We start from the raw sequence: 13,095 nt of genomic DNA, 5'->3' as shown, positions 1-13,095 counted from the left end.
TACTCCTTGTGCTAAAGATAAGATTGTGTTCCCGATCTTATCTTTTTTCTTTGTAGATTTTTTATACAAAAAAAGGAATCCTTATAATAAGGATTCTGCAACAGGAAAGAACAAACATATAATAATAAAAAGAATTACTTATATTATAATTTAAACATAAGACAAACATATTGAGAAAATTCAGAACTAATTGAATATTTCTATACGTTTATTTATAATTGATTAAGAGTTGGATTAGTAATCTGTCATCTATTCCTTTTTTAAAGAAGATTGATCTCAATCTTCTTTTTTTTGGTGTTTGTTCCTCTTCCCTCGAAAAAAGGAACAAGAATTACTTAAGAATTGTGGAAATAGCTTGCTTGTAGACTAGTTGGTGCTTACCATGAACCATCATAAGAACGGTAAATTTATCCGTTGCAAGGATCTGCCCACGTACTGGAACGCCATTCTTTAAAAATACAGTAACTTCCCCTTTTTTCTCTTTCAATTGTTCATACATATCTTCTTGTAAGTTATACATGAAATACGCCCCCTATTTGTATCTACTTTTCTTTTAATACTTGCTGCCGCTCATTGTTGTCTATTTGTATTTCCCATTCACCTTCTATTTTTCTAAACCATTTTTCTATTTTGCTTACATAGTATTTTTTCACTTCACCATACGGAATCCAAATTTCACGTTCCTGTATTTGATTCATCACTTCATGAAGAATCTCATCATGCTCGTATTTTCTAGGTTTTCGATGATGCGTTTTTACAAACTGTATGTATTCCCTACGTAACCAATTAGAAATATGATCTTTTTGTTTTTGCGGGATATGTGACCACTTTTTATTTGTCTGAAGGAGTTTTCTTTTAACCATTATATGGTTTTTAATCAACACTCATCCCCTTTTACCAACTAAATGCATATATACAATTATCGTATCACATTTAAATTAAAATATGGCTCTAGATACATATTTCGCAAGAAATCTATCCGAAATAAAAATAATATCTCCATTTCACATAAAATAGTATCCAAAACAGACGAGACCGAATCCATTAAGCGAATTAATTAGGGAGTCCCACCAACAAAACGCGAATTTCATACACTAAGGATTTATTTCTTTAAAAAACTTGGTTTTTTCATACGTTAAGAAGGTTCCTTAAACGGTATTTGATGTTTGTTATGATACTTTGTTTTTGGCAATGAGTTTTAGAACTAGTTTTTGACCGTATTTTTTTAAGTTTTGTTAAAACTAAATAGAGTTCCTTAAACGGTCGTTTTTGGCACTTGGGTGTTTACATGAATTCACTAAATATATCACCTTCCATTTGTTATGGTTTTCAAAATAACTATTTACATATAATTTACATTAGTGTACTATTTATCTAGTACACTAATACAGAGGAGGAAAGAAATGAAAACTGAGTTTTCTCCTAATATCCCTATTTATGTTCAGGTAATGGAATACATCAAAAAAGAAATTGTAACAGGACGTTTGGCGCCAGGTAAAAAAATTCCTGCTGTACGTGAATTAGCGGGTGAATTACAAGTTAATCCAAATACAATTCAACGTACGTTTCAAGAGCTAGAACGGGAAGGTATTGCTGAGACACGTAGAGGAACAGGAAGATTTGTAACAATGAATGAAGAAAAAATTACAGAGCTACGCAAAGAAATGGCAAAAGAGTTGCTTGATAATTTTATAAATGGAATGAATAACTTAGGATTTATGGAAGAAGAGGTTCTCTCAATACTCCGTTCTTCTTTAGAAAAGAAAAAGGAGGGAAATGAATGAAAGAATTATTGAAAGTTGAAAATCTGTCGAAAAGATATGATTTAAAAACAGTGATTCAAGATGTAAGCTTAACAATCTCAGAAGGAAAAATTATCGGTCTTGTTGGTGAAAATGGTAGTGGGAAAACGACATTATTAAAAATGATTTCGGGTTTACGTTTTCCTTCTAAAGGAAGTATTACAATTAAAGATAAAAAGGTGGGATTAGAAACGAAAAAAATCGTTTCATTTATGCCCGATAGTCCTGTTTTTGAAAAATGGATGACCGTAGAAGATGCTTTGTTGTTCTATCGAGAAATGTATGCTGATTTTAATCTACAACAAGCAATAGATTTAATAGCTAACTTTAAAATCCCGCTAGAGGAGAATATAAGCATCTTATCAAAAGGGAAAACAGGGATATTACAGCTAATATTAACTTTTTCAAGGAAAGCAACGGTATATGTATTAGACGAGCCATTAGGTGGAATTGATCTTGTTTCTAGAAAGCATATAGTAGATTTAATTCTTAACTTTTATCGTGAAGATAGTACCATTCTTATTTCGACTCATTTAATAGAGGAAATTGAAAATATATTTGATGAGGTAATCTTTTTAAAAGACGGGAGTATTGTATTGCATGAAAATGTAGAAGAAATTCGTTTTCACCATGGAAAAGCAGTACATGAGTTATTTAAGGAGGTTTTTGAGAAATGAATCCACTTTTCCGCTATTTATTTAATTGTAATAGAAAAAAGATAGCCATCCTTTATTTTGGATTTATTACTATTTCGCTACTTCTTTTATTTAATATGATGGGACTATCAAAGCTAACAAATCAGCTTACAAAGGATATAACATTAGGTATATATGTATTAATTATAGGTATCACTGCATTTTTACTGCTTTTAATAGCTTTGCCTTCTTTCAATAAAATGCTAAAAAATACTATGATACGTTATACAGCCATCTCAGGAAAAAAATATATATATGCAAATTTATTCTTTTTCACGTTAATGTTTATTCTTTTACTAGTAATAGGCTTAATTTTTCTATACTATTTTTCCCAAAGTACCTACGGAGGAAAAGTGGTCGGGGGATACCAACAAGAATTTCATAAGTTATATGCATATGGATTTCTTCATCACATACTTTCTGTTTTATTATGGGGAATCGATTTCATGAGTATATTAATCTCCTGCTATTTCACCATGGTAATTACAAAGCTGATTCCTATAAAGTCATCAATGAGTAAGATGGTTTTATCAGTTATTTTCCTTGCTTTATTTTTAATAATCCAAACATTCATACTGGACGTTTTAAGTAAATTAGAGAAATATGTAATCACCATAAAGAGTACGGGGTTCATAGATAACAATGGTTTTATTGACACTTCACTGTATCCTAGTGAAGGGTTCACTATTTTAGATATTTGTTTCACTTGCTTATTCATAATTGTCCTAACAGCTATTACAGGTCGTATCATTGATAAAAAATTAGAAATATAAAGATCTGCTTCAAAGGTAGAGTGTATTTAGGAGGAAAAAATGAGAACAACTAATCCAATATTAAAAAAAGAAAAATTTCATAAAGAGAATACAAATGCTTCTACGATGACTATTGGCGGAACGATAGCAAAAACATTCATTTTGCTTATCTTACTTCTTGCAGCGTCTGTCTATTCATACGTACAGATGACACAAGGGACAATGAAAATACCTGTGTTAATTGGAATTATAATAGTTACTCTAATTGTCGCATTTGTAGTTATATTCATTCCTCGTATATCACCAATCTGCGCACCGATTTACGCAGTATTACAAGGGATTTTATTAGGAAGTATTTCAGCGTATTATACAATGCGATTTGGTGATTCTATCGCTTTAACTGCCGTATTACTAACAATTTCGATTTTATTTGCCATGTTAGTGTTATACGCAACTCGAATAGTAAAAGTAACTAAAAAGTTTCGTGCGGTTGTAACGGTTGCAACACTTGGAATTCTTATTATGTATTTTATTGTTTTCTTACTGGGCATCTTAGGGGTGACTGTTCCATATATTCACCAAGGTGGGACAATTAGTATCATCATAAGTACAATTGTAATTATTGTTGCTGCATTAGATTTATTACTCGATTTTGATTCCATAGAAAATGGTACTCAGAGTGGAGCACCTAAGTATATGGAGTGGTACAGCGCAGTAGGGCTTATGATGACATTAGTATGGTTATACTTAGAGATCCTTCGTTTGGTTTCTTACATTATGAAAAACAAAGACTAGAAAACATCCTGCATGGTTCAAACATGCAGGATGTTTTTTGTATCTCGTATTTTCAATTAAATTAATATAGGTAGTAACAAATGTATGATGTTGCTGTACAAAAAGTCCAACCAATACTTATAAGCTTTCAGCTCCCCCTCTGTAACCTTCCTTCGATTAATACAGACGAATTAACTGTAAAAAAAACGATTAACCCTTAGCGTACGAAATTCGCGTTTTGATGGTGCTACCCCATCACCATCAAGCTAAGAAAAGCAAATACCCCCAAAACGAAAAAATAAGCTTTTTATTACAAGTTAGCACAAAATCTCATTGTGGGTAGTTGTATTTTTTTTACCTGATAGCAATGTGACGGTACCCCTGTAAGAAGTTCCATTACGGCCTTTTCAAACTCCTCAACGGTAATAGAATAGGCTAAAGATCATCCGTTTTTTCACGGACTTCCCTTATCATAGGAAATACAAAACTATCAAGGACTTTAAAATAACGATGCTCTAAACGATGTTAGATTTCAGCCAATTCTATAATAGAGCTCCAAGTTTGTAAATGCCCCATTGAAAGTTTACCTATACCGATATAAGGGTTTACATTTCTGAAAATTAAATCTATTATTAAGAGTGGAAAATTAAGTAAGAAGGATGTGGTTCTGTGTCGAAGAAAATCATTCTATCAGGCTGGGAGCTAATTATTCATCTATTGTTGTCGTTTGTCGGTATACTAGCGGTTGGCTCTCTACCAATTCTATTCAAAGGGCTTTCAATAGATATTCCAGGGTATTTTAGTAGTATTTATAAAATTTGCGAGAAGATAATACTACATGCTTCATCTATGCAGTATGGTATGAAGATTAAAAAGGATTTGTTCCCACAAATATTTTTTCACTATAAAGAGACGATGGTTATACTCTCAATTTCACTGATTGTTTCATTAATAGTGTCATTTATACTAGTACACGTAATCTTAAGGGTTAACGAAAAATGGCAGAATAGGATTAAAGAATTCATGTTATTTCTTCAATCTTTACCTGACATATTGTTTATTGTTGGTTCCCAATTGTTGGTGGTATGGATATTCCAGAAAACTGGTGTTATGGCAGCACAAGTAGCAGGAATTGGAGACCAGAAGGTGCGACTCTTACCGATTATCTGTTTTTGTATACCTACCGTTATCATGTTTGTTAAGTTCTTACTTCTAAGATTTGAGGATGAGTTGAGAAAGGATTATGTGTTGTTCGCTGCTTCAAAGGGTATGGATCGTCTTCATATTTTAAACCACCATGTACTAAGAAACGTTCTATTAAGTACTTTGTTCTTTGTAAAAGCTAATATATGGTTTATGCTCTCTAACTTATACATAATAGAATCGATTTTCAATACTCTCGGATTCTTTGTTTTTATTAAAGAATACCAAAGTGTTGAGGTATTCACGGTTGGATTAATATTAATTTACTTACCTATATTCTTATTTTTTAAATGTTTCCATTGGTTGGTACCTACTGCGATGAAGGAGAAAATATAATATGTGGAATTATTTAAAACGTGATAAACGGTTCTGGTTAGGTGGTTTATTTTTAACAATATTAATGGTCCTAAGTATAGGAAATACTGTTTTTAATGACGGAAATATACATAAAGTAATCCTTCAATATGATAAAACTGGTTATCCTGAAGTGCCTCCATTTCCACCTTCAATGCAATTTTTATTTGGTACCGACAGAGCGGGGTACGACTTACTCAATCTGATAATTGAAGGGGCAAAATGGACTATTGGGTTTGCAATCGTAGTAGCCATATTACGCATGGTGTTAGGCGTTATAATCGGTTTTTTACTTGGTGCATATGTTAAAAGAGGGTTTAAAAAAATTGAAGCATTTTTTGATAGTTTTACAATCGTACCAATGGTTATGATTTGTTATTTCATATTATCAGAAGTACTTATTTATGCAAATGGGACGATACCGGCTCCATTTTACCAAAGACTTCTATTCCAATTGGCTGTGATTGTTCTTTTAAGTGTTCCCACTCTATCATTATATGTTGCAAATGAAGTAAGGAAATTGCAAACTGAAGAGTTTGTTGAAGCTGCAAAGATCCTCGGTGGCGGAAAATTATACATTGTTGTTAAGCACATTCTTCCTCACCTGGTTCCAACGTTTATAATAATGCTTATGCAACAATTCGTACAAACACTAACATTGTTGCTTCATTTAGGTTTAATAAATTTGTTTTTTGGTGGAACAGTTCTTTATGGTGATGAGGCTGATTCTGTAACACATGAGTGGACTGGTTTAATTGGGATGTACTATCCTTCTCTATCTGCTGATACTTGGATTCCAATGGTTCCGATAATCTTCTTTAGTTTGACTGTTCTAGCTGCGAATAAAATAACTGATAGTATTCAAGATTCTTTAGAAAGAAACAGAACTGCCAGTATCTCTGTTAAAAATACTAATAAGAGTGTTTTGCAGGTACCTGAAAATGAATTGTTTACATTCAAACATCAAGCATAAACACAGCTTTAATTCTCACTTACAGGGGGTATCATCATATCGCTACCAAGTTAATAAAAAGAAATGCCCCCTAAAATGAAAAAATACGCTATTCTTTCTGTAGAATCATAGGAAAGGATGGCGTTTTTTATGTCTGTTTCTGTGTCTGACGAATTACAACTATTTGCTCAAGAGATTCAAAGTTTTTTATCTCCAAATACCTTACGGGATCTTGCTAGAGATGTTGGTTTTGTACAACGGACCAGTAAGTATCAGGCAAAAGATTTAATAGCTTTATGTGTATGGATAAGCCAAAGTGTAGCAAAAACGTCTTTAACCCAGTTATGTAGTTGTTTAGAAGCATCAACAGAAGTGCTCATCAGTCCCGAAGGACTAAATCAGCGATTTAACGCTGCAGCTGTGCAGTTTCTACAGAAAGTATTAGCCAAACTTCTCAACCAAAAGTTATCTTCAGCTAAGCTGCTCTCTTCTCCATACACTTCTATTTTCAAGCGTATTCGTATCCTAGATTCAACTGCATTTCAACTTCCAGATCCTTTTTCATTCGTTTATCCAGGTGCAGGAGGATGCAGCCATACAGCGGGAATAAAGATTCAGCTTGAGTATGATTTATTAAGTGGACAGTTCCTTCATATTCATACAGGTCCAGGTAAACAACATGATCGAACCTACGGTTCCCTGTGTGTCCCAACTGTAACAACGAATGATTTATGTATCCGAGATTTAGGTTATTTTCATTTGAAAGATCTTCAATATATACAAGATAAAAAGGCTTACTATATCTCACGTATCAAATCGAATACACGTATTTATCAAAAAAATCCTAACCCTGATTATTTTCAAGATGGCAGAATCAAGAAAGGTACAGAGTATATCCAGATAGATATGGAGGTTGTAATGAACTCTCTTCAACCAGGACAAACATGTGAAATATCTGATGCTTATGTAGGACTGACTGATAAAGTCCCAACTCGTGTGATTGTTCATCGACTAACAAAAGAACAACAACAAAAACGATTACAAGATCAAACTGTAAGAGAAAAAAAGAAAGGAATGAAGTATTCTGCTCGTAGTAAACGACTTAGCGGTATCAATGTATATATGACAAATACCCCTACAGATATTGTCCCGATGGGACAAGTACATGATTGGTATTCTTTACGTTGGCAAATCGAGATTTTATTTAAAACGTGGAAATCATTCTTTCATATTCATCATTGTAAAAAGATAAAAAGAGAACGATTGGAATGCCATTTGTATGGGCAACTGATTGGCATTCTACTCTGTTCTTCTACCATGTTTCAAATGCGGCAATTACTTCTTATGAAAAAGAAACGAGAACTGAGTGAGTATAAGGCCATATATATGATTAAAGATTACTTTCTTCTTCTTTTCCAAGCTATACAGAAAGACACCCAAGAGCTATCAAAGATTCTAATTCGTCTGTTTAACCTCCTACAGCAAAACGGGCGGAAATCTCATCGATATGAGAAAAAAACGGTCTTTGATATATTAGGTGTCGTTTACAATTGTACCATTTCTGATAATCAAGCCGCTTAATTCAAAAAAGTGAAACCCGTTAGGGTTTCTTTCGTATGCAAATCTTTCAATCATCTACACTTGCCCTTTAGAAAAAAGAAACAATCTCGCCTAAAATTGACTTTGCATAAGCTTAGCTTGATAGCGATGTGGTGCTACCCCTTATTTCTCTTTCGGAAGAACAATTCCTTTATACAATTGAACTGTAATGAAGTAGTAAATCGCGTAAATGACTACGAAAATAACAATCGGAAGCCAAATACGGAAGTACGGATCACTTAAAAAACGTCCAAAGATGTTCATACCTACTAATACGTGAGCGATACCCACAATCGCTGGGAATAAGAACACTAAGAATAACTCTTTATAAATAGAATTCGTTAATAATTCACGGCGAACACCGATTTTACGAAGCATTTGGTAACGTGTAATATCTTTTGATGCACCAGAAAGAATTTTAAACATTAAACAACTTGCCATCATTGCTAAAAAAGCAATTCCTAGGAAGAAGCCCATGAATACAGTTCCGCTGAAAAAGCCGTGAATAAAACTATAACCTGTATATTTACTACCAAGCCTTTCAGCTTCTATATTTTTATATTTAGCTAGTTGCAACTCGTCAATTTTTTTCCATTCTTTTTTGTATGTTAAGAAATCATCTACTTTTCCAAGTAATGCAACGCCCTCTTTACCTTGCAAACCATCATACATTTTTTTATCTACAATTTTGATGGTTTGATCAGGGTATACATAACCGGGTTGAATCGTTCTTAATGCCGTATCCCACTCCTTAGGAATTACATTATCCGATTTCTCTTGACTAAAACTCGAAATAGCACCTACTGGTAACTCTCCAGAAACTCGTTTAGTTTTGCCAATATATTTAGCATCTTTTGGATCGTATATTAAAGGACGATTTTTCTCTAAATCTTCCTTTAAATAATACACATATTTATCATCTGTTTTGTAATGATATTCACTTTTCTCTTTAAATGTAATACCGTCTAAAATTTTATTTTCTTCTGTGGCTGGATTATGAATCGCTACATCATAAATCGTCAAACGATCTACAGTAAGCATAACGTTATTTTTAAAGGCCATACCGCCTGAAATAGCACCCGCTCCAAGTGCAACTAACATCGTTACTGTCGCTAGTACCTTTGTTAAGCTATTAATACGGAAGTTTAATTGTGCAAATGTAAAGGCATTCAGTCCTTTTTCACTACGCTTTTTATTACTTTTTAGTTTGTTAATGATAAGTGGTAAAAACGTTCCAAATAACAGGTAAGTTCCTGATGTCACGGTAATTAACGCAATAATAATTCCTTTATGTTCTAATTTATCCATGTAAATCATCGAAGCATAACCAATTGCTAATAGCATAATTCCAAGGACTGAAACTATTACCGTCATTTTCCCTTTAAACACAACACGTTCTGTTTGCGCATCCGCATGTACAAGTTGTAATACTGAAATACGTGATAATTTAATGCTATTCATAATGGCAGATAACACAAATAGTACAAAGAAGAAAATACAAGTAACAGTCATTGATGGAACATAAAATGCCTGATAACCGCCTGCAGTAAAATCAAGTTGCTTCATAAGTAACTGCCCAATCCCTTGCGCAAGTCCTACACCAACTGCAATTCCAATAATAAGAGATACGATCCCAATAATAATTGTTTCGATAAACATAATTAGTGTAATCTTATGTTTTTTTGCTCCTAACATCATATACATACCAAATTCTTTTTGACGAAGTGATAGTAAAAAAGAATTCGCATACAAAATATAGAAGAATGTGATGATCGCTAGTAGTACTGTACCAGCATGGAAGACGAATACAATATGACCAATAGTAGAATTCGCTTTAAGAAACGCTTCATTAAGTCCCAGCGTTTGAAACATGTAAAAAATTGAAATTGATATGACAAGACCAACAAGTAAGACGATATAGTCTTTCAGCTTACTTGTTAGTCCTGACATGGAAAGCTTAAATAACATGCTTGAACCTCCTTTCTTATGCTTTTTGTGTACCTAAATCTGCAAGCACATCTAAAATTTCTTTGTAGAATTTTTCACGCGTACCAGTGCGGTGAATTTCTTTATATAATTCGCCATCTTGAATGAATAGAATACGTTGGCAGTAACTTGCACTATATGGATCGTGGGTAACCATCATAATAGATACACCTTGTTCTTCATTTAAGTTCGTCATCGCATCGAGTAAACTTGCTGCGTTTTTAGAATCAAGTGATCCTGTCGGCTCGTCCCCTAAAATAATTGCTGGTTCATGCACAAGTGCACGTGCTGCTGCTGAACGCTGCTTCTGTCCACCAGATACTTCAGATGGATACTTTTGAAGTATCGCTGAGATCCCCAACATATCTACTACTTTTTCTACTTTCGGCCCAATCTTGCGTGATGGAACACTTTGTAGTGAAAGTGGCAGTGCAATATTTTCATAAATTGATAGGTTTTCTAGTAAGTTAAAGTCTTGGAAGATGAACCCCAATTTTTGAGAACGGAAATCAGATAACTCACCTTGCTTCATCTTCGTAATATCTGTACCTGCAATTTCAACAACACCGCCCGTTGCTTTATCCAATGTTGAGATTACATTTAGTAAAGTTGTTTTTCCTGAACCAGATGGGCCCATGATGCCAACAAATTCACCCTCTTGAATCGAGAATGACACACCTTTTAATGCGCGTGATTGGTTTTCTCCTTTTTTACCGTATACTTTTTGGACGTTTTTAACGACTACAACCGGTGTGTTCATATATAGCCTCCTACACTTGTTTTTTCTTTCTCTATTCTGCGATTTTTCGACATAATACGCCATTGATTAACATTACATTCACCTTACACTTTTGTAATATACAGAAACACCTCAATATCCCCGTATATGAAATACATGGATATTGAGGTGTTTCTTCTTTTAGGGGTACGACAACATCGCTATTAAGCTAAGGTTTTATAGCGCCCCCAGAACAAAATTTTGTGTTAACTTGTAATAAAAAATTTCGTTCTGGGGGTATTTTGTTTTCCTTAGCTTGATGGCGATGTGGCGGTATCCCTAATAATAAAAAGAATTACTTATATTATAATTTAATAATAAGGCAAAAATATTGAGAAAATTTAGAGTGAATTGAATATCGCTACACGATTAATTATAATTGATTAGGAGTAGTAATCTGTCATCTTTTCCTTTTTCAAAGAAGATTGATCTCAATCTTCTTTTTTTTTGTTGTTTTTGCCTCTTCTCTCGAAAAAGGAAAAAGAATTACGTAAGAATTGTGGAGATTGCTTGCTTGTAGACTAGTTGTTGTTTACCATGAACCATTATAAGAACGATAAATTTATCCGTTGCAAGGATCTGCCCACGTACTGGAACGCCATTCTTTAAAAATACAGTAACATCCCCTTTTTTCTCTTTCAATTGTTCATACATATCTTCTTGTAAATTAACCATGAAATGCGCCCCCTGGTTTGTTTGTATTTACTTTTCTTCTAATACATGCTGCTTTTCACTGTTGGATATTTGTGATTCCCATTCACTTTCTATTTTTCTAAACCATTTTCCTATTTTGCTTAGATAATATCTTTTTACTTCACCATTAGGAATCCAAATTTCACGTTCCTGTATTTGATTCATCACTTCATGAAGAATCTCATCATGTTCATACTTTCTAGGTTTTCTATAATGTGTTTTCACAAACTGTGTATATTCTCTACGTAACCAATTAGAAATATGTTGTCTTTGTCTTTGCTTGAGATGTGACCATTTTTTATTTGTTTGAAGGATTTTTCCATTTACTTTTATGTGATTTTTCATCGACACTCATCTCCTTTTACTAGCAAAACGAATATATAACTATCGTATCACATTTAAATTGAAATATTGCTCTAGGTACATATTTCGCAAGAAATCTATCCAAAACAAACAATACAGTCTCCATTTAGCGGATTAATTCAACATAAGATTAAATGTAGACTATTATTGTAGTTTTTTAGTTTTTCTTAATTATTACGGTACGTGAAATTATTGTATTAACCATAAAAAAAAGCCCCTTGAAAGGAGCACTTATTTTACAAGGTACTGTTCTATTTCTTTTATTAATAGTTCTGCACCTTCTGTACTTAATGAGATCTTACCCTTTGCTAATGCTATGTTACGATTTGACACTTCTCCTGTTAATGCACAAACATGACCAGGCTGATACTTCTGTAAAATGATGTCTTCCCCTTCTACAAAAATCTCTAATGGTGATTTTTCTTTAATACCAAGCGTATTTCTAAGTTCCATTGGAATTACTACACGCCCTAATCCATCTACTTTTCTAGTTACTCCGGTTGCTTTCATCTAGCATATTTCCCCATTTCATTATCAATTTGTACCCAAGTTATTCTTTACTATTGTAACAGGCTTTCTCCATACATGAGAAACATAATAATCCAAAAACTAACGATCATAACCAGGGGTCCCGCCAACTAAATGACATAAAACCCACGTTAATACATTTTCTGGAAGAGAAAACCTTGATCTTTGTACGCTAAGGGCTGTAACTAAAATGAACGTTTTTGTTACAACGATGGTTTCAAGAAGCGTTAGCCTTTATTTAGCCAATTTAGCTGTAACAAAATACTGTATCAAAAATAATTTGTAACATTATTTATTACAATCCTTTTTGTTACGCTAGAAATCCTTTTATATCAAGCTTCCTTTTCCTTAGCGTGGGTTTTATGTTAGTGCATTGGCTGTACCCCATCGCCATCAAGCTAAGGTTTTGAAGTACCCCCTAAACGAAAATTTTCTTTCTCTACAGGTAGTTACTTTGAGAAGTCAGCTCATTTTTTTCGTTTTAGGGCGTTTATTTTTCTTAAGTTGATGGGCATGTATGGTGACCCCTTATAGTACGATAGGGCACGTTAATCGAGGATGAAGGCATGAAGGCTAACGACTCTGATTTTTTTTAAATATCCCTAATAAAAAAATT

General features: G+C 33.4%; 14 protein-coding genes. 7 read left to right on the top strand and 7 right to left on the bottom strand.

Features of this window, described 5'->3' with window-relative positions; genetic code table 11:
• Window positions 1-331: 331 nt before the first annotated feature.
• Window positions 332-520, bottom strand: a complete 189-nt coding sequence (hfq, locus tag B5P42_RS23445; RefSeq protein ID WP_113735401.1) for an RNA chaperone Hfq — start codon at window positions 518-520, stop codon at window positions 332-334.
• A gap of 22 nt (window positions 521-542) precedes the next feature.
• Complete coding sequence (locus B5P42_RS23440) at window positions 543-878, bottom strand: transposase (protein ID WP_113735407.1); 336 nt, start codon at window positions 876-878, stop codon at window positions 543-545.
• Between the two features lie 525 nt (window positions 879-1,403).
• On the opposite strand from B5P42_RS23440, the gene B5P42_RS23435 reads away from it, so the two are divergent.
• From B5P42_RS23435 to B5P42_RS23405, 7 genes are all read left to right on the top strand, one after another.
• Window positions 1,404-1,784, top strand: coding sequence for a GntR family transcriptional regulator (locus B5P42_RS23435; protein WP_089607987.1), 381 nt, complete (start codon window positions 1,404-1,406; stop codon window positions 1,782-1,784).
• The gene (locus B5P42_RS23430; protein ID WP_113735400.1) at window positions 1,781-2,479 is read left to right on the top strand and encodes an ABC transporter ATP-binding protein; all 699 of its coding nucleotides are present in this window, start codon (window positions 1,781-1,783) and stop codon (window positions 2,477-2,479) included. Before B5P42_RS23435 ends, B5P42_RS23430 begins: the two co-directional genes overlap by 4 nt.
• Window positions 2,476-3,270, top strand: coding sequence for an ABC transporter permease (locus B5P42_RS23425; RefSeq protein ID WP_113735399.1), 795 nt, complete (start codon window positions 2,476-2,478; stop codon window positions 3,268-3,270). The genes B5P42_RS23430 and B5P42_RS23425 overlap by 4 nt, the downstream gene beginning before the upstream one ends.
• 39 nt (window positions 3,271-3,309) lie before the next feature.
• Window positions 3,310-4,044, top strand: a complete 735-nt coding sequence (locus B5P42_RS23420; RefSeq protein ID WP_113735398.1) for a Bax inhibitor-1/YccA family protein — start codon at window positions 3,310-3,312, stop codon at window positions 4,042-4,044.
• A 648-nt stretch (window positions 4,045-4,692) separates the two neighbouring features.
• Complete coding sequence (locus B5P42_RS23415; RefSeq protein ID WP_063225630.1) at window positions 4,693-5,562, top strand: ABC transporter permease subunit; 870 nt, start codon at window positions 4,693-4,695, stop codon at window positions 5,560-5,562.
• A 1-nt stretch (window position 5,563) separates the two neighbouring features.
• On the top strand, window positions 5,564-6,553 hold the full coding sequence (locus B5P42_RS23410) for an ABC transporter permease (protein ID WP_113735397.1): 990 nt from the start codon (window positions 5,564-5,566) through the stop codon (window positions 6,551-6,553).
• Window positions 6,554-6,682: 129 nt separating this feature from the next.
• Window positions 6,683-8,113, top strand: a complete 1,431-nt coding sequence (locus tag B5P42_RS23405; protein ID WP_113735396.1) for an IS4 family transposase — start codon at window positions 6,683-6,685, stop codon at window positions 8,111-8,113.
• Window positions 8,114-8,254: 141 nt separating this feature from the next.
• Here the strand turns inward: B5P42_RS23405 and B5P42_RS23400 are convergent, their stop codons facing one another.
• The 5 genes from B5P42_RS23400 to B5P42_RS23380 form a co-directional block, all read right to left on the bottom strand.
• The gene (locus B5P42_RS23400; RefSeq protein WP_113735395.1) at window positions 8,255-10,099 is read right to left on the bottom strand and encodes an FtsX-like permease family protein; all 1,845 of its coding nucleotides are present in this window, start codon (window positions 10,097-10,099) and stop codon (window positions 8,255-8,257) included.
• Window positions 10,100-10,115: 16 nt separating this feature from the next.
• Window positions 10,116-10,877, bottom strand: coding sequence for an ABC transporter ATP-binding protein (locus tag B5P42_RS23395; protein WP_113735394.1), 762 nt, complete (start codon window positions 10,875-10,877; stop codon window positions 10,116-10,118).
• Between the two features lie 504 nt (window positions 10,878-11,381).
• Window positions 11,382-11,570: an RNA chaperone Hfq gene (gene hfq / locus B5P42_RS23390; RefSeq protein ID WP_113735393.1), complete on the bottom strand. Its 189-nt coding sequence runs from the start codon at window positions 11,568-11,570 to the stop codon at window positions 11,382-11,384.
• A 27-nt stretch (window positions 11,571-11,597) separates the two neighbouring features.
• On the bottom strand, window positions 11,598-11,933 hold the full coding sequence (locus tag B5P42_RS23385; protein ID WP_000788512.1) for a hypothetical protein: 336 nt from the start codon (window positions 11,931-11,933) through the stop codon (window positions 11,598-11,600).
• Between the two features lie 249 nt (window positions 11,934-12,182).
• Window positions 12,183-12,461: an AbrB/MazE/SpoVT family DNA-binding domain-containing protein gene (locus B5P42_RS23380; RefSeq protein ID WP_113735392.1), complete on the bottom strand. Its 279-nt coding sequence runs from the start codon at window positions 12,459-12,461 to the stop codon at window positions 12,183-12,185.
• Window positions 12,462-13,095 lie beyond the last annotated feature (634 nt).

The sequence above is a fragment of the Bacillus sp. SRB_331 genome (genome assembly GCF_003264175.1).
GTDB classification, from domain to species: Bacteria; Bacillota; Bacilli; order Bacillales; family Bacillaceae_G; genus Bacillus_A; species Bacillus_A mycoides.
This window is presented reverse-complemented; position numbering and strand designations above follow the sequence as displayed.